A 19,850-nucleotide genomic window follows, 5' to 3' on the forward strand; every position below is an offset into this window, starting at 1 on the left:
TGACCTGTCACAATCGGTGTTGCGATGTTAGTTACCGATCGGTAACATGTCAAGGCGTCGACTCAAGGACCACACGACCATCATGGCTACTTCCGATACCGCCAAACGCGCGTCGAATCGCCGTTCGCAAACGGCTGGCTCCGACGCGCAGCAGCACCTTTTGCGCGCCGCCGCCGATCTCTTCTACAAGGAAGGGGTGCGAGCGGTGGGCGTGGATGCCGTCGTCGAGCGGGCGGGCGTCAACAAGATGAGCCTGTACCGCCAGTTCTCTTCGAAAGACGATCTGGTCGTTGCGTACCTGGAACAGTCCGACGAGCAGTTCTTCAGGCGCCTCAACGAAAGCCTCGCGAAGCATCCGGGCGACGCGCGCAAGCAGATCGGCCAGTATTTCGAGGACCTGGCCGGGCGGGCGTCGAAGGACGACTATCGCGGCTGCCCGTTCGTCAATGTATCGGCGGAGTTTCCCGACCCGGCGCATCCGGCGCGGGTTTGCGTGCTGAACAACAAGACAAAGCTCATGCAGCGGCTCAACGAGCTCTGCACGGCAGCGGGCGCGCGCGATCCGGGCGAGCTGGCGAACGCGCTCGCGTTGCTGATCGAAGGCATCTATGCGTCGAGCCAGACCTACGGTCCGGGTTGCGGGCCGATCAGGATCGCACCGCGCATCGCGGAACAACTCGTTGCGCAGGCGTGTGGAGATGCGCCGGTAAAATAGCGGTTTTGCTTTCTGCTTCACGCACCGCCATGTCTTCGACGCCTTCCGAATCTCACGATGCCATTCTCGACGCCACGCGCCACTGGCTGACGCGCGCCGTGATCGGGCTGAATCTGTGCCCGTTTGCGAAGGCCGTGCATGTGAAGAACCAGATTCGCTACGTGATCAGCGAAGCAACCGGTATGGAAGGCGTGCTGACCGCTCTGGAAGCCGAACTGCGCACGCTGATGGACGCCGATCCCGCCACGATCGACACGACGCTGTTGATCATCCCCCACGCGCTGGGCGAATTTCTCGACTACAACGACTGCCTGTTCTTCGCGGACCGGATGCTCAAGCAGATGCGTCTGGAAGGCACGCTGCAGATCGCGAGCTTTCACCCGCAGTATCAGTTCGAAGGCAGCGACCCGGACGATATCGAGAACTACACGAACCGCGCGCCCTACCCGATTCTCCATTTGCTGCGCGAAGCGAGTATCGAGCGTGCGGTTGACGCCTTTCCGGACGCCGCCGACATCTACGAGCGCAACGAGGAAACGATGCGCCGTCTCGGCCCGGAAGGCTGGCGCAAATGGATGAGCGAGCCGGCCAAAGACTGACCGGCGCGCTCACCGGCGCTTACGCGTCGGACGCCTCGACGTAAAAACGCTCGCGCAATTCCGCGATACCGAGCGTATCCATCACTTCATTGAGCCGCTCGGCCGGGCGCCGGCGCGGCAAATCCTTAAAGGTCGCGATGATGAGCTCGTTCTTCATCGAATGCTCCCAGCCGACCAGTTCCGTCACGTTCACCTGATAGCCGTGCGCCTCCAGTTGCAGGCAGCGCAGCACATTGGTGATCTGGCTGCCGAATTCGCGCGTATGCAGCGGATGCCGCCAGATCTCCGTCAGCGCGTTGGCCAGCGACTTGCCCTTGTTCCGGCGCAGCACGCCGGCCACTTCCGCCTGACAGCACGGCACGACCACGATGTATTTCGCATGTTTTTCGAGCGCGAAGCGGATCGCGTCGTCGGTGGCCGTGTCGCACGCGTGCAAAGCGGTGACGATGTCCACTTGCGGCGGCAGTTTGTCCGATGTAATCGATTCCGCTACGGAAAGATTAAGAAAAGACATACCCTTGAAGCCGAGGCGCGTGGCGAGCTCCTCAGACTTCGAGACCAGTTCCTCGCGTGTCTCAATGCCGTAGATATGCGAGTTATCGCGCAGTTCCTTGACGAACAGGTCATAGAGAATGAACCCGAGGTAGGACTTGCCGGCGCCATGATCGACGAGGGACAGTTCACCTTTCGTCTCTTTTACGTCTTTGAGCAGCGGCTCGATGAACTGGAACAGGTGGTACACCTGCTTAAGTTTGCGGCGGCTGTCCTGGTTCATCTTGCCGTCGCGCGTCAGGATATGGAGCTCCTGTAGCAGTTCGACGGACTGGTTAGGACGGACTTCGTAGGATTTGCTGGACATCGAATGAGCGTGCCACCGATTGCATCGCGAACGTGCGTCAGGTGACGGAAAAAGGAAAAAGTGTCTGTCAGTTTACCCAAAGCGCGAAGAACGGTCCCGGTTCTTGCGCGTCGACGGCGACACTGCACCCGACTTGGAACGTTTCGTGCAGCAACGAGCGCATGTCGCATGGCAGTCATCCGTGGCGGGTTCGTTAGAGCGTGACGGACTTGCAGGATGCATAAAGAAAGACAAGCTACCGGTCGCTGCGAAGTCGAGAAAGTGCCGGTAAGCGTGGGGGAGGTCGGGCCGGAACAATGGTTCGAACGTTACGTAACCTGAAGCGCGACGGGACTGCAACGGAGCGTGCTCAGATCTGATGAGGCGGCAAATGGATACGACACCCAACGGAAACGCCGAGCAGAAGTTTCAGGAGCTCATGGCGAAGCTGCTGGCCACACCCGAGTGGACGGAAAAGCAGCAACTGGAACTCGAGATGGCACGCGATATTTCGGTCGAGATGCTGCGTTTGGCGGAAGCCATGCGCGACGGCAGCGTCGATATGGAGACGTGCCTGACCCTGCTCAAATACGCGAAAGTGCTGGACTTTGTGATGACTACGCTTGCGTCGCGGCGTGATATTAAGCCTCAAACGCTGCGCGTGATTTTTAAATTAGCTGGGCTTAAGGTTGATGAGGCTTATCCTGGATGAGGTGTGTTGCTGGCGGCGCCTCGTTTGGATTGGTTTGGTTTGGTTTGGTTTGCTTTGGTTTGGTTTGCTTTGGTTTGGTTTGCTTAGGTCTCCCGCTGGCATCCGCGATGTGACTTACCACTTCACGCGTTGCCCCTGTGCGGGGCGGCACCTACTTTTCTTTGCCGCGGCAAAGAAAAGTAGGCAAAAGAAAGCCGCTGAACACCGCCAGCACTTGTTCCTGCCTGAGGGCCCCCAACGGGTCCTCAGCTTCACACGGCAACCTGCTTTTCACTGCCCGTTGCCAACGCTCCTATTGAGCGCCTAACCCGCTCCACACTCCCGCGTCGCCACACGCGCGATCGCATCTCCCACGTTCTATAGCGGCAAACTGTGTGTAGGCTTTCAAGACGTACGCACATCACTCCGGACTGAAAAGCACGATCGGTGTCGTAAGTGCGCTGAGGTGTGGAGTACTACGACCTACACACAGTTTGCCACCTGGGCGGCCGTAACCATTCGCTGCCGGTTGCTGCGCTACGGGTGATTGAAGTGGGTGAGGCGCCAATTCGAAGCGTTGGCAACGGCGCGGTGACTGAGAGATTGCCGTGCGAAGTGGAGGACCCGTTGGGGGCCCTCAGGCAGGAACAAGAACGGGCGGTGTTAGCCCGCTTTCTTTGCTTACTTTCTTTGCGGCGGCAAAGAAAGTAAGTGCCGCCCCGCACAGGGGCAACGCTTGCGCCGCGTAGGCGCTAACGCGGATGCCAGCAACAACACAAGAAAACCAAACAAAGCGTCGCAAGACAAAACCAAACCCTATCTCTTAACTCTAGTCATCAACCGCTCAAACGACTGCCTCAAATGCCGCTGCATCGCCGCATGCGCCTGCACTGAATCACGCGCCTCGAGCGCTTCAAGCACCGCGCGGTGTTCTTCCAGCGCAACAGCCCATGTGTCCTCGGCTTCGAAATGCCCTCGCATCGTGCTCGACAGTGGACTATGCCGTTCGTCGAACAATTCAGCCACCGTGCGCACAAGCACGCTATTACCCGACATCTGCGCGATGCACACATGAAACTCACGATCAGCGGCGGTAGGAATCTGCCCGTTGGCAACCTCATCAGCCATGCGCTCATATAGCGCGCGCAGCGCCTTGAGCGCCTTGGGTTTGGCGAACGGCGCAACACTCGCCGCCAGCGCTCCTTCGATCAACGACCGCGCCTCCATGATCTCGCGCGGGCTTTCGCCGAGTTTGTCGGGATCCGGCGCGGCCACGACGGGCGATACGTTCGTCACGTAGACACCCGAGCCCATCCGGATCTCCACGCGCCCTTCCAGTTCCAGCGCGACCAGCGCCTCGCGCACCGTCGGACGCGACACGCCAAGCGTCTGCGCCAGATCCCGCTCAGGCGGCAAGCGTCCGTTCGATACGAAGCCCGGTTGCGCGATCAGTTCGCGCAGCCGGTCGGCGATCTGCTGATAAAGACGGCGTGTTTCGACGGTTCTGACGGCCACAAAGACTCCTGCATCGACGTCGCGCGAAACCGGCGGGAACCGCTCTGCGCGAGAAAACGAGCATTGTAATCAGCCGGGCGCCGCATCGGCCGACAGGTTCGGACTAAGGGTAAATAGCCAGACAATTGGCTTGACCACTTGCGCTTAGCGCTTCTATTATCGCCAACTGGTCAGGCCGAAATTCAATAAGCGCATAAGACGCAACCGGCCTGTCCGCCCCGACAATGCAGCACCGCAGCCCGCCGCCAGAGCGGGACGCACACATGCAGCATCCGCCACACGCACGCAGCACGACGTAGGAAAGCGGCCACCGGTCCGGCATCGCCGACGGGCGCAAACCATACGACAGATGCCGCCAATGGAGGAGACAACGTCATGAGGAAAATGCGGTGGGTGGTGATCTTGCTCTGCTTTCTCGCTATCGCGGTCAATTACATCGACCGCGCGAATCTCGCCGTCGCCGCGCCTGAAATCCAGAAGGCGCTCGGCATCGGCCCCGCGCAGATGGGCTTCATCCTGAGCGGCTTTTTCTGGACCTATGCGCTGATGCAGATGCCGTTCGGCTGGTTCGTCGATCGCGTCGGCGCGCGCATCGCGCTGCCGCTCGCGGTCGGCTGGTGGTCGCTGTTCACGGCAGCGACGGCGGGCGCGAGCAGCGTCGCCGGCATGTTCGGCTGCCGGCTGATGCTCGGCGTCGGTGAAGCGGGCGCGTATCCGTCGTGCGCAAAGCTCGTCAGCCAATGGTTCAAGCCGTCGCAGCGCGCACTCGCGACCAGCATCTTCGACAGCGGCTCGCGCGTCGGCTCGGCGCTGTCGATTCCCGTCGTCGCGCTGATCATCGGCACGCTCGGCTGGAAGGCGTCGTTCATCATCACGGGTGTGGTGGGCGCTGTGTGGATTCTTGGCTGGCTCGTCATCTATCGCAGCCCCGCGCACGGCGACATGACCGGTGAAACAGACGTCGTGCCCGACACCCGCGCCGCGCGCGCCGCCGACAAGGTCACGTGGGGCTCGCTGTTCCGCCACCGCACGCTGTGGGGCATGATGCTCGGCTTCTTCTGCCTGAACTTCGTGATCTACTTCTTCATCACGTGGTTTCCGAGCTATCTCGTCCAGACGCGCGGCTTTTCGCTGAAATCGCTCGGCACGCTCGGCATGATTCCCGCGCTGATGTCGATTCCCGGCGGCTGGATCGGCGGGCTGGTATCGGACTCGCTGTTCCGGCGCGGCTGGAGTCTGACCGCCGCGCGCAAGACCTGCATGGTCGGCGGGATGCTGCTGTCGTCGACGATCACGCTGTCGGCGTTCACGTCGAACACCTATCTGATGCTCGCGTTCTTCGGCATTTCTTATGGCAGCCTCGCGTTCGCCGCCGCCAGCATCTGGTCGCTGCCCGCCGACGTCGCGCCCACGCCGCGCCACGTCGCGTCGATCAGCGGCATCCAGAACTTCGCGTCGAACCTCGCGGGCATCGTCATCACGACGTTCACGGGCGTCATGCTCGCGCTTTCAAAAGGCTCGTTCACGATTCCGCTCGTCGTCGCGGGCGGCTTCTGCTTTCTCGGCGCATTCAGCTATCTTGTGATCGTCGGCCGCATCGAGCCGCTGCCCACCAATTCCGAGCAGCCGTATCTGCCCGAAGGCGCGCAGCGCTCGCACGTCTGATGATCTAACCCGTCAGCTTTCAGCTTTCAAAAAAGGCCCCGCATCATGTCGACAGCCACCTTGCCCGCGACGCACGCCGCCATCCGTCTGCATCCGAACGACGACGTGATCATCGCGACGCGTCAGCTCGTATCGGGAACGCGCATCGAAGCAGAAGACCTCGTCGTCACGGGGCTAATTCCGCCCGGCCACAAAATCGCGACGCGTGCGATCGCAAAAGGTGAACCGGTGAAGCGCTACAACCAGATCATCGGCGTGGCGCGCGAATCGATTGCGCGCGGACAGCACGTGCACACGCACAATCTCGCGATGGCCGAATTCGCGCGCGAGCATGAATTCGGCGTCGATACGCATCCGACCGCCGCGGCCCGCGATCCGGCGCATTTCATGGGCATCCGCCGCGCGGATGGCCGCGTCGCGACGCGCAACTACATCGGCATTCTGACGAGCGTGAACTGCTCGGCAACCGTCGCACGCGCGATCGCCGATCATTTCCGGCGCGACGTGCATCCCGAAGAACTCGCGGCGTATCCGAACGTCGACGGCGTGATCGCGTTGACGCACGGACTCGGCTGCGGTGTCGATCTGCGCGGCGAAGGCATGGCGATCTTGCAGCGTACGCTGGCAGGCTACGCGGCCCATCCGAATTTCGCGTCGGTGCTGTTCGTCGGGCTGGGTTGCGAGACGAACCAGATTGGCGGCGTGCTCGAATCGGGCGGTCTGGCGGATAACACTGCAAAGCTGCGCAGCTTCACGATTCAGGACAGCGGCGGCACGCGCAAGACCATCGAGCGCGGCATTGCACTGGTGCGCGAAATGCTCGCCGATGCGAACCGAGCGGTGCGCGAGAAAGTGAGCGCGTCGCATCTGATGGTCGGCCTGCAATGCGGCGGCTCGGATGGCTACTCGGGCATTTCGGCGAATCCTGCATTGGGCGCCGCCGTCGACCGGCTCGTGCAGCATGGCGGCACCGCGATTCTCTCGGAGACGCCCGAAGTCTACGGCGCCGAGCATCTGCTCACGCGCCGCGCGGTGAGCCGCGAAGTCGGCGAGAAACTGCTGGCGCGTATCGCGTGGTGGCAGGATTACTGCGCGCGTAACGGCGCGGCGCTCGACAACAATCCATCGGCGGGCAACAAGGTCGGCGGGCTCACCACGATCCTCGAGAAATCGCTCGGCGCGGTGGCGAAAGGCGGCACGACGAATCTCGTCGACGTGTACGAATACGCGCAGCCAATCCACGCGAAGGGTTTCGTGTTCATGGATTCGCCTGGCTACGACCCGATGTCGGCGACGGGCCAGGTCGCGTCGGGTGCGAACCTGATCTGCTTCACGACCGGGCGCGGCTCCGCGTATGGCTGCGCGCCGTCACCGTCGCTGAAGCTCGCGACCAACACGGCGTTGTGGGACCGTCAGGAAGAAGATATCGACATCAATTGCGGCGGCGTGATCGACGGCACCGCGACCATCGATCAGCTCGGCGCGGACATCTTCCAGATGATGCTCGACTGCGCGTCGGGCACGCGCTCGAAAAGCGAACTGCACGGCTACGGACAGAACGAGTTCGTGCCCTGGCAAGTCGGCGTGGTGACCTGAACGCAGACCGGCATTACGCGGCTGCGGGCGCGCTGACGGGTGGCGTGCCGTCGTGCATCATCGCCGTCAACTGCGCGCGCAGTTCAGGCGAATCACTGTGCTTGTGTGCCTGCATCGCATGCGCGACGGCGGCTTCGATCAGTTCACTTTCCGAATCGGCGCAGAGCGCGACCGTGCAGTTGATGTCGCTCGGGCATTCGCGGCAATCGATGTATTTGCGGCCCATGACAGTCTCCTCAGATCAAAGGCGTCGAGCGCAACGCGTGCGTTGACTTGGCCTCGTCGTTAAAGTCGACGAAGCTGCGGCCAATGTGCGTGTGCGCGACGGGACGGCGCGGCTTGAGCCGAACAGGAAGGGGTAAGAAAAGTATAGGTCGCGGTGTGTGCGTTTGCCCCGCCTCCAGGCCAGTGGGACAATACCGGCCTTCGCGCCGAGCGCGTTTCATCGCCATTCACGTCCTATCTCAATCGATGCCGAATTCGTCCGAACACATCACGAATCACGTGCGCGTTGCCGTCATCGGCGGCGGCCCTGCGGGGCTGATGGCCGCTGAAGCGCTGGCGCAAGGCGGCGTGCGCGTCGATGTGTACGACGCGATGCCGTCCGTCGGACGCAAGTTTCTGATGGCGGGCAAAGGCGGCATGAACATCACGCACTCCGAGCCGATCGAGCCGTTTCTCGGCCGCTACGGGAAACGCCGCGCGGACATCGCGCCATTGCTCGATGTGTTCGGCCCGGACACGCTGCGCGCGTGGCTCGATGAACTGGGCGTCGCGACGTTCGTCGGCAGCTCGGGTCGCGTGTTTCCAACCGACATGAAGGCCGCGCCGATGCTGCGCGCGTGGCTGCATCGGTTGCGCGAAGCGGGCGTGCGGTTTCACATGCGGCATAAGTGGATTGGGTGGACTTCGACCGGCGCGCACGGCTTGCGCTTCGCGACGCCCGAAGGTGAGCGTGAGGTGAACGCGGATGCTGTCGTGTTTGCGTTGGGCGGCGGCAGTTGGGCGCGCCTCGGTTCCGACGCCGCGTGGGTTCCGTTGATGCAGCAGCGTGAGATTCCCGTCGAGCCGCTTCTGCCCGCCAATTGCGGCTTCGACGCGGAGTGGACCGCTTACTTCAGCGAACGCTACGCGGGTCAGCCGGTGAAGCCGGTTTCGATCGCTGTCGAGAACGTGGACGGCACGGTCCAGCATCGACAAGGTGAGTTCGTCGTGACATCGACGGGAATCGAGGGGAATCTCGTCTACGCGATGTCTTCCGCGATCCGCGACCGTCTGCTCGCCGACGGTGAGGTCACTATGCGGCTCGATCTGGCGCCTGGCCTGAGCGCGCAACGCGTAATCGATGAAGTGACGCGGCCGCGCGGCTCACGTTCGATGTCGAGTCATCTGCACAGCCGCATCGGCATTACGGGCGTGAAGCTCGGCTTGCTGCACGAATGCCTGTCCAAGGAGGACTTCACCGATGCAGCGAAGCTCGCGCAAGCAATCAAGTCGTTGCCCTTGCGGCTGACGCGCGCGCGACCCATCGACGAAGCAATCAGCAGCGCTGGCGGCATTCCGTTCGAAGCGCTCGATAGCGCGATGATGGTGCGGCAACTGCCCGGCGTGTTCTGCGCGGGCGAGATGCTCGACTGGGAAGCGCCGACGGGCGGCTATCTGCTGACGGCGTGCTTCGCCAGCGGGCTCGTGGCTGGGCGCGGCGCGCTCGCTTATCTACTCGCGCGCTGAACGGCGCGCTTTATTTGGCCTTGAGCCGCCACAGCGAAGTGATTTCAGCGACACGCGCGGCGTGCAGCGGATCGGACGCATCCGTCGCTTTCGGATGACGCGGCTTGATATCCTCGCGACCCGCGACGACGAGACCGGCTTTGTCGATTGCAGCCGTCAGCCAGTCGCGCGTGCGCATGCCAAGATGCTCCGCAAAATCCGACAGGATCAGCCAGCCCTCGCCGCCCGGCTCGAGATGCCCGGAAAGCCCGTTGAGAAAGCCGAGCAGCATGCGGCTTTCGTAGTCGTACACGGCATTTTCGATTGGTGAGGCCGGGCGCGCCGGCACCCACGGCGGATTGCAGACGACTAACGCCGCGCGGCCTGCGGGAAAGAGATCGGCGGCGATCAGTTCGACCTGTTGGTCGTAGCCGAGTCGCGTGAGATTTTCTTTGGCGCATGCAAGCGCGCGTGGATCCTGATCGGTCGCGACGATACGCTTGACGCCGCGCTTCGCGAGCAATGCCGACAACACGCCCGTGCCCACGCCGATATCGAATGCCAGTTCCTGCGACGGCAATGGCGCACGCGCGACGAGATCCACATATTCGCCTCGCACGGGTGAGAACACGCCGTAGTGCGGATGAATGCGCTCCTGCAAAGCAGGAATCTCGACGCCCTTCTTGCGCCACTCGTGCGCACCGACCAGACCGAGCAGTTCGCGCAGCGAGACCACGGAAGCTTCGCCGGAAGGCGGCCCATACACCTCTTCACAGGCCTGCTGGACGTTCGGCGCGCGGCGCAATGGAATCGTGTAATCGCCCTCGAGCGGAATGAGCACCATCCCGAGCGTGCGGGCGCGCTGCGATTGCGCTTGCCGGTGCAGATTGAAGGCGTCGAGCGGATTTGCCGGCGCCTGCTTGCGCGGTTTGCGTTCGAGTCGACGCGTCATCGCCTGCAATAGCTGACGGGCATTCTGGAAGTCACCGCGCCACAGCAACGCGGTGCCTTCGGAGGCGAGGCGGTAAGCGGCGTCGGCGGTCGTACGGTCATCCGCGATCACGACTCGCTTCGCGGGCGGAACCGCGGCTTCGGAGCGCCAGCGCGCCGAGTGCGGGCCGTCGGCTTCGGGCCAGGTCAGGGTGGGGAAATCGGTCATGTCCGTATTGTATTGAACCCTTGGGCCTCGTCGACTTCGAGCCACGTTCGCGCAAGACAGAACGTCAAAGACGACAGAACAGGAAAACGGCGCACCAAAGAAAAACGGGTTACACGGAATTCCGTGTAACCCGTTTCTTACAACTGGTGCCGGCTGCAGGACTCGAACCCGCCACCTCATGATTACAAGTCAAGCGCTCTACCTGATGAGCTAAGCCGGCATGAGACCGCGATTCTACTTCATTTCACGACTTTGAGGTGGCCTCTTCCGCCACCTTTCGATCCGTCGTCGTCGGGTCCCGGGGTGTCATCCGGTTCGCTGACGCTCTCCGCCGCCTTGGCCGCTTCCTGCGGTGCCTCGGCGATCACGGCTTCGTCGTCCTCGGAATCCGTCGCCTCGCCACCCGCCGATTCGACCGGGAACGCCATGCCCTGCCCGTTCTCGCGCGCGTAGATGGCGAGCACGTTCGCCACCGGCACCTCGATCTTGTGCGACTTGCCCGAAAACCGCGCGTTGAACTCGATCCACTCGTTGCCCATCTGCAGCTGGCTGGTCGCCTCGAAGCTGATGTTCAACACGATCTCGTTGTCGCGCACGAACTGGCGCGGCACGCGCGTCTGGTTGTCGACACGCACGGCGATATGCGGCGTATAGCCGTTATCGGTACACCATTCGTACAGCGCGCGCAGCAGGTACGGCTTCGTGGAAATCTCTTGCATCAACTGTCCTTTTGCCGGGCAGGCGCGCGAACCGGTACGAAAACGCCGCGCGCCGAACCCGAAGCCAATCTCAAACTCAGCGGCGCATCACCTTTTCCGACGGCGTCAGCGCTTCGATATAGGCCGGACGGCTGAAAATACGCTCAGCGTACTTCATCAGCGGCGCGGCGTTCTTCGACAGTTCGATGCCGTAGTGATCCAGACGCCACAAGAGCGGCGCGATCGCGACGTCGAGCATCGAGAACTCTTCGCCGAGCATGTACTTGTTCTTCAGGAAGATCGGCGCGAGTTGCGTCAGACGATCACGAATGGCCAGGCGCGCCTTTTCGTGATTCTTCTCGGCGGCTTTGCCCTTCTCGTTTTCGAGCGTGCCGACGTGAACGAACAGCTCCTTCTCGAAATTGAGCAGGAACAGACGCGCGCGAGCACGCTGGACGGGATCGGCCGGCATCAGCTGCGGATGCGGGAAGCGCTCGTCGATGTACTCGTTGATGATGTTCGATTCGTACAGGATCAGATCCCGTTCGACGAGGATCGGCACCTGACCGTACGGATTCATCACGGCGATGTCTTCCGGTTTGTTGAACAGGTCGACGTCGCGGATTTCGAAGTCCATGCCCTTTTCGAACAACACCAGCCGGCAGCGCTGGGAGAACGGGCAAGTAGTGCCGGAATACAGAACCATCATGTTTGCGTTTCCTCAAAAAACTTAAAGGGCCAGCGAGCGGGAAAACCGTCTTGCAGGTTTTCCCTTGCGCCGGCCCCACACCCGTTACGGTGTGACTATTTGATATCTTTCCAGTACGCGGCGTTCAGTCGCCAGGCTAAAAAGCTCAGAACGCCCAGGAACAGCAAGACCCAAACGCCAAGCTGACGCCGGGTTTTCTGCGTCGGTTCGGACATCCATGACAGGTACGACACGAGGTCGGCCACAGCAGAATCATAATCTACCGGCGACATCGTCCCCGGCGTGACCTGCTGGTATCCCACGAATTTCTTGACCTTTTCCTTCGTGTGTTCGTCGATGTCGTCTTCGAACTTCGCTGTTCTCTGCCCCTGAAGCTGCCACAGCACGTGAGGCATGCTCACGTTCTCGTACACCATATTGTTCCAGCCAGTCGGCCGTGTGTCATCGCGATAAAAACTGCGCAGATACGTGTACAGCCAGTCACGGTTCCGCGCCCGCGCTTCCACCGACAAATCGGGCGGCGTCGCGCCGAACCACGCCTTTGCGTCGTCGGGGCGCATCGCGACCGTCATCGTGTTGCCGACTTTATCTGTCGTGAACAGCAGGTTCTTTTCAATTTCCTTCTGCGAAATGCCGATATCTTGCAATCGGCTGTACCGCATCAGGTTCGCGCTATGGCAATTCAGGCAGTAGTTTACAAACAATTGGGCGCCGTGCTGCAACGAAGCAATATTGTCCGCGTTGTCGGGCGCACGGTCGAGCGGGAATTCGCCTTCCGCGCGAACAGACGTAGCGGATAACGCCAGCACGGTTGCACCGAGCAGCGCGAGCGTCGAAAGCAGTTTTTTCATCTTCGTTTTCTCCTGGCTCGCGGTTAGTGGGGTTTGAACCGCACTCGTTCGGGTGGCTGCTTGAACTTGCCAAGCGGCGTCCAGAACGGCATGCCGAGGAAAAACGCGAAGTAGACCAGCGCGCAAATCTGCGCAATCAGCGTCGCGGCGGGAGACGGCGGCTTGGTTCCGAGGAACGCCAGCGTCAAAAAGGCCAGTACGAAGATGCCGTAAAACACCTTGTGGAAGAACGGCCGGTAGCGGATCGATTTCACCGGCGAGCGGTCCAGCCACGGCAGAAAGAACAGCGACACCACCGCGCTGCCCATCACTACCACGCCCCAGAACTTCGACTCCGTGAACGCCATCGCCAGAATGACGAGGATCGCGAGCACGGGCAGGCCGAGCTTCCACTTGCCACGCGCGCGGATCAGCGCGAACAGGCCAAGCAGGCCAATCACGATCATCAGCACGATCTTGAACGGATCGGTGGTGGCGCGCAGCATCGCGTAGAACGCGGTGAAGTACCAGACCGGCGCGATTTCCGGCGGCGTCTGCAGCGGATTCGCCGGCACGAAGTTGTTCGACTCGAGGAAGTAGCCGCCCATCTCCGGCGCGAAGAAGATGATCGCCGCGAACACCATCAAAAAGACGCACACGCCCATGAAGTCGTGAACCGAGTAGTACGGGTGGAACGGAATGCCGTCGAGCGGAATGCCGTTCGCGTCCTTTTTCGCCTTGATCTCGATGCCGTCCGGGTTGTTCGAGCCGACTTCATGCAGCGCGACGATGTGCGCGACCACCAGCCCGAGCAGCACCAGCGGAATCGCGATCACGTGGAACGCGAAAAATCGGTTCAGCGTGACGTCGGACACCACGTAGTCGCCGCGAATCCACAGCGACAGGTCCGGGCCGATGAACGGAATCGCCGAGAACAGGTTCACGATCACCTGCGCGCCCCAGTACGACATCTGGCCCCAAGGCAGCAGATAGCCGAAGAACGCTTCTGCCATCAGGCACAGGAAAATCGCGCAGCCGAAGATCCACACCAGTTCGCGCGGCTTGCGATACGAGCCGTACAGCAGCCCGCGGAACATATGCAGATACACGACGACGAAGAACATCGACGCGCCCGTGGAGTGCATGTAGCGGATCAGCCAGCCCCACGGCACCTCGCGCATGATGTACTCGACCGATGCGAACGCGAGCAGCGAATCGGGCTTGTAGTTCATCGTCAGGAAGATGCCCGTGACGATCTGGTTGACCAGCACCAGCAGCGCGAGCGAGCCGAAGAAGTACCAGAAGTTGAAATTCTTCGGCGCGTAGTACTCGGACACGTGCGCTTTCCAGGTCGCCGTCATCGGAAAGCGGCGATCGATCCAGCCCGTGAGTCCGGTTGTTTCCACCTCTTTCTCGGTCGTCGCCATTACGCTTCTCCTTTCTCGTCCCTGCCGATCACGAGCGTGGTGCCGGTGATCATGTAGGGCGGAATGTCCAGGTTTTGCGGCGCAGGTTTGTTCTTGAAGACGCGGCCGGCCATGTCGTAGGTCGAGCCGTGGCACGGGCACAGAAAGCCGCCGGGCCAGTCGTCAGGGAGATTGGGCTGCGCGCCTTCCTGAAAGCGCGGAGTCGGCGTGCAGCCAAGATGGGTGCACACGGCGACGGCAACGAACAGATTCTTGTGTTCGGGACGGGAGCGGAACTCGTTTTTCGTGTAGTCCGGCTCGGGCATCGAAAACGGGTTCTTGCTTTCCGGATCGGCGACTTCCTTGTCGGCCTTCTGAACGTCGGCAAGCTGCTGATCAGTGCGATTGATGATCCAGACGGGCTTGCCGCGCCAGGCGACCGTCATCATGTCGCCGGGCTTGAGGTTGGAGATATCGACTTCGACGGGGGCTCCCGCCGCTTTGGCTTTTTCGGATGGTGCAAACGAACTAACAAAGGGTACGACGGTGGCGACTCCTCCGATGCCACCTGCTACGGTCGTCGCAATCAGCCAGCTACGGCGGCCGCCATCGACGCGTTCATCTTCCTTGTCTCGCATCACACGCCCCACTTCTGAGTTGGATTTTTCCTTCACGTCGGGTCTACCGCCGCTAGTTTGCTCGAATGGAGTCGCCATTTACAAGGGCCGATTGCCAAAAACCGTGCGAAGTCCTTGATAAATCAGGGTTTCCCCGCACGGATCGCAAACCTTTATGCGGCTTTTATTAAGCATTTCCTCCGTTTTTCAATCCTTTTTCTCGCTTAATGCAGCCGATATTCAAACCGGATTATGAATATCGATAAACAGGTGTTCCAGCTCGAAATGTTCGGACAGATGCGAGCCGAGCGCCTGCACGCCGTAACGCTCGGTCGCATGGTGACCCGCCGAGATGAACGCAACACCGCTTTCCGCCGACATATGCGTGATCGGCTCGGAGATTTCGCCCGTCAGATAGACGTCCGCGCCGGCCTCGATGGCGGCTTCGAAATAACCTTGCGCGGCGCCCGTGCACCACGCGACGCGCCGCAACTGCTTGTCGGGATCGCCCAGCACCAGCGGCGTACGGCCGAGCGTCTGCTCGACTTCCGCGCTGAAGTGCGCGAGCGTGATCGACATGGGCAGCGTGCTCATCCAGCCGATGTCGTTGTCGCCGAAACGGCCGTCGGGGATCAGACCGAACTTCGCGCCGAGCTGCGCGTTGTTGCCGTAGAGCGGGTGATCGTCGAGCGGCAGATGGTAGGCGAACAGGTTCAGATCGTTCGCGAGCAGCGCCTTGAGCCGTTGATATTTGCGGCCGGTGATCTGCGGCGCCTCGTTGCGCCAGAAGTAACCATGATGGACCAGCACGGCGTCCGCGCCCCACTCCAGCGCCGCCTCCAGAAAGGCCAGCGACGCCGTCACGCCCGTCGCGATTTTCTCGATCTTGCGTCGCCCTTCGACTTGCAGACCGTTCGGGCAATAGTCCTTGAAGCGCGAAGTTTCAAGGAGATTGTTCAAGTACAATTCGAGTTCGATCCGATCCATATACACCTCTAATTTTCAGATGCTCAGACGCTTTTGGCTGTTCTTCGCCCAGGCGGTGACCGTGCTGCTGGCGCTGATGTTCATCATTGCGACCCTCAAACCGCAGTGGCTGCAACGTCAAGGGCAGTTCGGCAAGCAGCTGGCCGAGCCGATCGTCGCGCTCCGAGAGGTGGCCCCCGGAATGGGCAGCGGCGGCTCCGTCCAGAATTCCTACGCGGACGCGGCACAGAAAGCGATGCCCGCCGTCGTCAACGTGTTCTCCAGCAAGGACGGCTCGCTTCCGCCCGACCCGCGCGCCAAAGACCCGCTGTTCCGCTACTTCTTCGGCGACAAGAACAAAAAGCAGCAGCAAGAGCAACCCGCGGCCAATCTCGGCTCTGGGGTTATCGTGAGTTCGGAAGGTTACATTCTAACGAACCAGCATGTCGTCGACGGCGCGGATCAGATCGAAATCGCGCTCGCCGACGGCCGTACGACGAACGCGAAGGTGATCGGCGTCGATCCCGAAACCGATCTCGCCGTGCTCAAGGTCAACATGACGAACTTGCCGACCATCACGCTCGGCCGCATGGACCAGACGCGCGTCGGCGACGTGGTGCTCGCGATCGGCAATCCGTTCGGGGTAGGTCAGACGGTGACGATGGGCATCGTCAGCGCGCTCGGCCGCAATCACCTCGGCATCAACACGTTCGAAAACTTCATCCAGACGGATGCGCCGATCAATCCTGGCAACTCGGGCGGCGCACTCGTCGATGTGAACGGCAATCTGCTCGGCATCAATACGGCGATTTACTCGCGCTCGGGCGGCTCGCTCGGCATAGGCTTCGCGATTCCCGTTTCGACGGCGCGCAGCGTGCTGGAAAGCATCATCACGACGGGCACCGTGACGCGCGGGTGGATTGGCGTCGAGCCGCAGGACGTGACGCCGGAAATCGCCGAATCGTTCGGGCTCGAGCAGAAGTCGGGCGCGATCGTGGCGGGTGTGCTGAAAGGCGGTCCAGCCGACAAGGCCGGCATCAAGCCGGGCGATATTCTGGTGTCGGTCAACGGCCAGGACATCACCGATACGACGCGCCTCCTGAACGTGATCGCGCAGATCAAGCCGGGCACCGACGCGAAGGTTCATCTGGTCCGCAAGAACAAGGAAATGGATCTGACGGTGATGATCGGCAAGCGCCCGCCGCCGCCAAAGCAGCCTTCGGACGATAGCGATGACGACGATGGCGGTTGAGCTTCAGGTCGTCAGAGCGGCCAGCTAGCGCAGGCAAATAAAAAGGGCAGTCTCCAACGGAGCACTGCCCTTTTTGCTGTCCAGCGCCCGTTCGACGCGGGCTTCTTCAGCTTGCCGCGTTGCCCTCGTTCTCAGGCGCCGCGACCGGCTTGCTCACGAACAGCCGCGCCGCGATGATGCCCGCTTCGTACAGCACGATCAGCGGAATCGCGAGAATCAGCTGCGAGAACACGTCCGGCGGCGTCACCACAGCGGAAATCACAAACGCGCCAACAATCACATACGGCCGTATTTCCTTGAGCTTCTTGATGGTCAGCACGTTCATGCGAACGAGCAGCACGACGACGATCGGTACTTCGAAGGTCACGCCGAAGGCGATGAACATCGTCAGCACGAAACTCAGGTAATTGTCGATATCGGTCGTCATCTCCGCGCCGAGCGGCGCATTGTAGTGCGCCATCACGCGGAAGATCGTGGGGAACACGACGAAGTACGCGAACGCCATGCCGCACAGAAATAGCGTGTAGCTGCTGCCGACCAGCGGCCCGACCAGCTTCTTCTCATGCTGATACAGGCCCGGCGCGACGAACGCCCAGATCTGGTACAGCACGATAGGTAGCGCGATCACGAACGCGACGAGCATCGTCACCTTCATCGGCACGAAAAACGAGCCGGTGACGTCGGTGACGATCATCTTGCCGTCCTTCGGCAGGTTGTTCATCAGCGGACGCGCAAGCAGCCGGAAGATGTCGGGCGCCCAGTAGACGAGCCCAACGAACACGACGATCACCGAAATGCCCGCGCGGATGATGCGGTCGCGCAGTTCGACGAGATGCGAGATGAAGGTCTCTTCAGTGCCTTCGTTCTGGTTTTGGGGGTCGCTCACACCGGCCCTCGGTTAGAGATTGATGCACAGGACATCGGTCGATCAGAAAAAGCGTGTCGGCCGACGCAGACTGACAGGCGTATGCCGCGCGACACGCGCCGCGCCCGATTGCACCCGCGTGCGCCGCAGCGTGGCGCGCTTGTACCAGTTCGGCGTAGCCGTCTGCTTGACGCGCCAGTTCTTGCGCTTCGGCGCGGCGGCATCGGTACTGCGCCAGGACGAGCCGCCCGTCATAAGGGAATCGGACGTGTTGAAGGTATCGGACGCCAGGCTTTCCGTCGCGCCGCCCGCAATGCTCGGCGACACCGACGTGCCTTGCGACCACGCCTCGTTCAGTTCGGTTTCGTGCTTGCGCAGATTGTCGTGAATCGAGGTTTCGACGTTTTGCGCCGCCGATTCGAATTCGGTCTTCATGCGGCGCAATTCGTCGAGCTCGATCTCACGCGTGACTTCGGACTTGACGTCGTTGATATAGCGTTGCGCGCGGCCGAACAGCGCGCCCGCCGTTCGGGCGACGCGCGGCAGGCGCTCAGGGCCGAGCACGACCAGCGCGACCACGCCGATCAACGCCATCTTGGTTAAACCGAGGTCCAGCATGGATAGGGCTTCCCGTCAGTGCGCGCGTGTCAGCGCAAGCTCGGCTGGCGCCGGATTAGCGGGAATCGCCGGAATGCGGCGCCTTTTCCTTTGCGTCGACATCAACGGTGTTCGTGCGCGCGATCTGATCACGCTGCTGGCCTTCGGGCGTTTCGCCGTCCTTCATGCCTTCCTTGAAGCCCTTCACCGCGCCGCCCAGATCAGTACCGATATTGCGCAGCTTCTTCGTACCAAACACCAGTGCGACGATCAGCAAAACGATCAGCCAATGCCAAATGCTCAACGAACCCATAAAAATCTCCTTAACCCCCACCGTCGTGCCTGGCGACGGCAACTGTGCGCCTTGCGGCCTGAATCGAAGCGCGCCTGACGGTCACGCTTCACCTGCAAAACTCCCGCCAACGCCCTTTTATTGCGTCAGCGCCCTCGGTCCCATTATGAACATGTCTGCGAGTCGCTGTCGTTACATCCCTACATAAACGCACGATGTCGTGATGCCGGGCCCGTCATTGTGCGCAGTCAAAAAGCATATGCGGCGAATCTTTGACGGTTTGGCCCATGTTGATTGCGAATTTGACCCGCGTTCAGCCCATTCTCAGCCACGGGCGAGGTCCCGCCAGCAGATGCGCATGCAGGTGATAGACCTCCTGTCCACCGCCCGGCCCCGTATTGATGACCGTGCGGAAACCTGTCTCGCCACCTTTGTACGCAACGCCCAACTGATCGGCGAGACGCGCAACCAGTATCAGCATCTTACCAAGCAGGGCCGAATCGCTCTCGGTACAGTTCGAGAGCGTCGCGATGTGCTTGCGCGGTATCACGAGCACGTGCGTTTCGGCCGCCGGACGGATGTCGCGGAACGCGACGAAGTCTTCGTCTTCGTGGACTTTGGTCGACGGAATTTCGCCTGCGGCGATCTTGCAGAAAAGGCAGTCCGGATCGTGGCTCATGGTCTTGTGAACGGCGAACGCCTTATGTGGCGCGGGTTAAAACCAGCCGCGCGGATTCGTCAGCGGCTTGTTGTCGTACAGATACAGCCAGCCTTTGATGATACGGTACAACGTCCAGATCGCGACAGCCCACAGGATCGGCACGCCAATCAGCACGATGAAGAGCGCAACGCCGATCAGATGCCCAATCAGCCCCAGCCAGAACGTACGGATCTGCCAGTCGAAATGCGCTTCGTACGGCGTGCCGACCGTCTCCGGCCGCTTGATGTAGTTGATGATGATCGCGATCAGCACGGAGATGCCGCCCGTGAGCCAGTACACGGCGTAGAGCGCGTAGATGATGTGCGTCAGCGTGCGCAGGCTGCGCTGCCGGTCGATTTCGACTGCGCTCTGATAAGACGGTGGCGGATAACCGCCGTGCGACTGTTCCATGCTGACGTCCTCCTGGAGG

The 19,850-nt window shown here is 61.4% G+C and carries 22 protein-coding genes and 1 tRNA gene; 7 read left to right on the plus strand and 16 right to left on the minus strand.

Translation table 11 applies throughout. The features are described 5' to 3' along the window. Nucleotides 1-82: 82 nt before the first annotated feature. Together G3O01_RS27190 and G3O01_RS27195 are read left to right on the plus strand one after the other, a co-directional pair. Nucleotides 83-715 carry a TetR/AcrR family transcriptional regulator gene (locus G3O01_RS27190; protein ID WP_205809729.1) on the plus strand — a complete coding sequence of 211 codons (633 nt, stop codon included), beginning with the start codon at nt 83-85 and terminating at the stop codon, nt 713-715. 29 nt (nt 716-744) lie between these two features. Further along, nucleotides 745-1,314 (plus strand): DUF1415 domain-containing protein, encoded by a 570-nt coding sequence (locus G3O01_RS27195; protein ID WP_205809730.1) that lies wholly within the window; start codon nt 745-747, stop codon nt 1,312-1,314. Nucleotides 1,315-1,333: 19 nt separating this feature from the next. Here G3O01_RS27195 and G3O01_RS27200 read toward each other — a convergent pair whose 3' ends face one another. Further along, nucleotides 1,334-2,173: an SAM-dependent methyltransferase gene (locus G3O01_RS27200; protein ID WP_205809731.1), complete on the minus strand. Its 840-nt coding sequence runs from the start codon at nt 2,171-2,173 to the stop codon at nt 1,334-1,336. A gap of 370 nt (nt 2,174-2,543) precedes the next feature. Here G3O01_RS27200 and G3O01_RS27205 point away from each other — a divergent pair, with 370 nt between their 5' ends. Next, a complete protein-coding gene (locus G3O01_RS27205; RefSeq protein ID WP_028367569.1) occupies nt 2,544-2,864 on the plus strand; it encodes a hypothetical protein in 321 nt (106 codons plus the stop codon). A 795-nt stretch (nt 2,865-3,659) separates the two neighbouring features. Here G3O01_RS27205 and G3O01_RS27210 read toward each other — a convergent pair. Continuing rightward, nucleotides 3,660-4,358, minus strand: coding sequence for a FadR/GntR family transcriptional regulator (locus tag G3O01_RS27210; protein ID WP_205809732.1), 699 nt, complete (start codon nt 4,356-4,358; stop codon nt 3,660-3,662). A gap of 375 nt (nt 4,359-4,733) precedes the next feature. Here G3O01_RS27210 and G3O01_RS27215 point away from each other — a divergent pair, with 375 nt between their 5' ends. Both G3O01_RS27215 and G3O01_RS27220 read left to right on the plus strand, forming a co-directional pair. Then, complete coding sequence (locus G3O01_RS27215; RefSeq protein ID WP_205809733.1) at nt 4,734-6,023, plus strand: MFS transporter; 1,290 nt, start codon at nt 4,734-4,736, stop codon at nt 6,021-6,023. 45 nt (nt 6,024-6,068) lie between these two features. Next, nucleotides 6,069-7,619, plus strand: coding sequence for an altronate dehydratase family protein (locus G3O01_RS27220; RefSeq protein ID WP_205809734.1), 1,551 nt, complete (start codon nt 6,069-6,071; stop codon nt 7,617-7,619). Between the two features lie 13 nt (nt 7,620-7,632). Here G3O01_RS27220 and G3O01_RS27225 read toward each other — a convergent pair whose 3' ends face one another. Next, a complete protein-coding gene (locus tag G3O01_RS27225) occupies nt 7,633-7,845 on the minus strand; it encodes a DUF1059 domain-containing protein (RefSeq protein ID WP_205809735.1) in 213 nt (70 codons plus the stop codon). 245 nt (nt 7,846-8,090) lie between these two features. Between G3O01_RS27225 and G3O01_RS27230 the strand changes: the two genes are divergently transcribed. Further along, nucleotides 8,091-9,350: a TIGR03862 family flavoprotein gene (locus G3O01_RS27230; RefSeq protein WP_205809736.1), complete on the plus strand. Its 1,260-nt coding sequence runs from the start codon at nt 8,091-8,093 to the stop codon at nt 9,348-9,350. 10 nt (nt 9,351-9,360) lie between these two features. On the opposite strand, the gene G3O01_RS27235 is transcribed toward G3O01_RS27230, so the two are convergent. The 8 genes from G3O01_RS27235 to G3O01_RS27270 form a co-directional block, all read right to left on the minus strand. Then, on the minus strand, nt 9,361-10,488 hold the full coding sequence (locus G3O01_RS27235) for a class I SAM-dependent methyltransferase (protein ID WP_205809737.1): 1,128 nt from the start codon (nt 10,486-10,488) through the stop codon (nt 9,361-9,363). A gap of 144 nt (nt 10,489-10,632) precedes the next feature. Beyond that, nucleotides 10,633-10,708: transfer RNA gene (locus G3O01_RS27240), tRNA-Thr, on the minus strand. Nucleotides 10,709-10,727: 19 nt separating this feature from the next. Continuing rightward, on the minus strand, nt 10,728-11,207 hold the full coding sequence (locus G3O01_RS27245; protein WP_205809738.1) for a ClpXP protease specificity-enhancing factor: 480 nt from the start codon (nt 11,205-11,207) through the stop codon (nt 10,728-10,730). 76 nt (nt 11,208-11,283) lie between these two features. Beyond that, a complete protein-coding gene (locus tag G3O01_RS27250) occupies nt 11,284-11,895 on the minus strand; it encodes a glutathione S-transferase N-terminal domain-containing protein (RefSeq protein ID WP_006052302.1) in 612 nt (203 codons plus the stop codon). A gap of 95 nt (nt 11,896-11,990) precedes the next feature. Then, nucleotides 11,991-12,746: a cytochrome c1 gene (locus G3O01_RS27255; protein WP_205809739.1), complete on the minus strand. Its 756-nt coding sequence runs from the start codon at nt 12,744-12,746 to the stop codon at nt 11,991-11,993. Between the two features lie 23 nt (nt 12,747-12,769). Next, nucleotides 12,770-14,152, minus strand: a complete 1,383-nt coding sequence (locus G3O01_RS27260) for a cytochrome bc complex cytochrome b subunit (RefSeq protein WP_205809740.1) — start codon at nt 14,150-14,152, stop codon at nt 12,770-12,772. After that, a complete protein-coding gene (petA, locus tag G3O01_RS27265; RefSeq protein WP_205809741.1) occupies nt 14,152-14,769 on the minus strand; it encodes a ubiquinol-cytochrome c reductase iron-sulfur subunit in 618 nt (205 codons plus the stop codon). Before petA ends, G3O01_RS27260 begins: the two co-directional genes overlap by 1 nt. Nucleotides 14,770-14,988: 219 nt before the next feature. Beyond that, on the minus strand, nt 14,989-15,735 hold the full coding sequence (locus tag G3O01_RS27270) for a Nif3-like dinuclear metal center hexameric protein (protein WP_205809742.1): 747 nt from the start codon (nt 15,733-15,735) through the stop codon (nt 14,989-14,991). A gap of 19 nt (nt 15,736-15,754) precedes the next feature. Here G3O01_RS27270 and G3O01_RS27275 point away from each other — a divergent pair, with 19 nt between their 5' ends. Next, nucleotides 15,755-16,966 (plus strand): Do family serine endopeptidase, encoded by a 1,212-nt coding sequence (locus G3O01_RS27275; protein WP_205809743.1) that lies wholly within the window; start codon nt 15,755-15,757, stop codon nt 16,964-16,966. A 106-nt stretch (nt 16,967-17,072) separates the two neighbouring features. Here G3O01_RS27275 and tatC read toward each other — a convergent pair whose 3' ends face one another. The 5 genes from tatC to G3O01_RS27300 form a co-directional block, all read right to left on the minus strand. Beyond that, the gene (gene tatC, locus G3O01_RS27280) at nt 17,073-17,852 is read right to left on the minus strand and encodes a twin-arginine translocase subunit TatC (protein ID WP_205809744.1); all 780 of its coding nucleotides are present in this window, start codon (nt 17,850-17,852) and stop codon (nt 17,073-17,075) included. A gap of 42 nt (nt 17,853-17,894) precedes the next feature. Beyond that, entirely contained in the window at nt 17,895-18,449 is a 555-nt protein-coding gene (tatB, locus tag G3O01_RS27285; RefSeq protein ID WP_205809745.1) for a Sec-independent protein translocase protein TatB, read from the minus strand. A 55-nt stretch (nt 18,450-18,504) separates the two neighbouring features. Then, entirely contained in the window at nt 18,505-18,741 is a 237-nt protein-coding gene (gene tatA, locus G3O01_RS27290; RefSeq protein WP_205809746.1) for a Sec-independent protein translocase subunit TatA, read from the minus strand. A 292-nt stretch (nt 18,742-19,033) separates the two neighbouring features. Then, on the minus strand, nt 19,034-19,399 hold the full coding sequence (locus G3O01_RS27295; protein ID WP_205809747.1) for a histidine triad nucleotide-binding protein: 366 nt from the start codon (nt 19,397-19,399) through the stop codon (nt 19,034-19,036). Nucleotides 19,400-19,435: 36 nt separating this feature from the next. Next, nucleotides 19,436-19,831 (minus strand): hypothetical protein, encoded by a 396-nt coding sequence (locus tag G3O01_RS27300; RefSeq protein WP_205809748.1) that lies wholly within the window; start codon nt 19,829-19,831, stop codon nt 19,436-19,438. Nucleotides 19,832-19,850: the final 19 nt, after the last annotated feature.

This window comes from Burkholderia sp. Ac-20365 (genome assembly GCF_017104715.1).
Taxonomy (GTDB): Bacteria; Pseudomonadota; Gammaproteobacteria; order Burkholderiales; family Burkholderiaceae; genus Paraburkholderia.

Excerpts from the sequence above, each read along its gene's own strand:
- G3O01_RS27220 (WP_205809734.1), top strand. The coding sequence starts at position 6,069 with ATGTCGACAGCCACCTTGCCCGCGACGCACGCCGCCATCCGTCTGCAT.
- G3O01_RS27300 (WP_205809748.1), bottom strand. The coding sequence starts at position 19,831 with ATGGAACAGTCGCACGGCGGTTATCCGCCACCGTCTTATCAGAGCGCA.
- G3O01_RS27195 (WP_205809730.1), top strand. The coding sequence starts at position 745 with ATGTCTTCGACGCCTTCCGAATCTCACGATGCCATTCTCGACGCCACG.
- G3O01_RS27260 (WP_205809740.1), bottom strand. The coding sequence starts at position 14,152 with ATGGCGACGACCGAGAAAGAGGTGGAAACAACCGGACTCACGGGCTGG.
- G3O01_RS27215 (WP_205809733.1), top strand. The coding sequence starts at position 4,734 with ATGAGGAAAATGCGGTGGGTGGTGATCTTGCTCTGCTTTCTCGCTATC.
- G3O01_RS27275 (WP_205809743.1), top strand. The coding sequence starts at position 15,755 with ATGCTCAGACGCTTTTGGCTGTTCTTCGCCCAGGCGGTGACCGTGCTG.
- petA (WP_205809741.1), bottom strand. The coding sequence starts at position 14,769 with ATGCGAGACAAGGAAGATGAACGCGTCGATGGCGGCCGCCGTAGCTGG.
- G3O01_RS27230 (WP_205809736.1), top strand. The coding sequence starts at position 8,091 with ATGCCGAATTCGTCCGAACACATCACGAATCACGTGCGCGTTGCCGTC.
- G3O01_RS27245 (WP_205809738.1), bottom strand. The coding sequence starts at position 11,207 with ATGCAAGAGATTTCCACGAAGCCGTACCTGCTGCGCGCGCTGTACGAA.
- G3O01_RS27255 (WP_205809739.1), bottom strand. The coding sequence starts at position 12,746 with ATGAAAAAACTGCTTTCGACGCTCGCGCTGCTCGGTGCAACCGTGCTG.
- G3O01_RS27270 (WP_205809742.1), bottom strand. The coding sequence starts at position 15,735 with ATGGATCGGATCGAACTCGAATTGTACTTGAACAATCTCCTTGAAACT.
- tatA (WP_205809746.1), bottom strand. The coding sequence starts at position 18,741 with ATGGGTTCGTTGAGCATTTGGCATTGGCTGATCGTTTTGCTGATCGTC.
- G3O01_RS27200 (WP_205809731.1), bottom strand. The coding sequence starts at position 2,173 with ATGTCCAGCAAATCCTACGAAGTCCGTCCTAACCAGTCCGTCGAACTG.
- G3O01_RS27235 (WP_205809737.1), bottom strand. The coding sequence starts at position 10,488 with ATGACCGATTTCCCCACCCTGACCTGGCCCGAAGCCGACGGCCCGCAC.
- G3O01_RS27225 (WP_205809735.1), bottom strand. The coding sequence starts at position 7,845 with ATGGGCCGCAAATACATCGATTGCCGCGAATGCCCGAGCGACATCAAC.
- tatB (WP_205809745.1), bottom strand. The coding sequence starts at position 18,449 with ATGCTGGACCTCGGTTTAACCAAGATGGCGTTGATCGGCGTGGTCGCG.
- G3O01_RS27295 (WP_205809747.1), bottom strand. The coding sequence starts at position 19,399 with ATGAGCCACGATCCGGACTGCCTTTTCTGCAAGATCGCCGCAGGCGAA.
- G3O01_RS27205 (WP_028367569.1), top strand. The coding sequence starts at position 2,544 with ATGGATACGACACCCAACGGAAACGCCGAGCAGAAGTTTCAGGAGCTC.
- G3O01_RS27250 (WP_006052302.1), bottom strand. The coding sequence starts at position 11,895 with ATGATGGTTCTGTATTCCGGCACTACTTGCCCGTTCTCCCAGCGCTGC.
- G3O01_RS27190 (WP_205809729.1), top strand. The coding sequence starts at position 83 with ATGGCTACTTCCGATACCGCCAAACGCGCGTCGAATCGCCGTTCGCAA.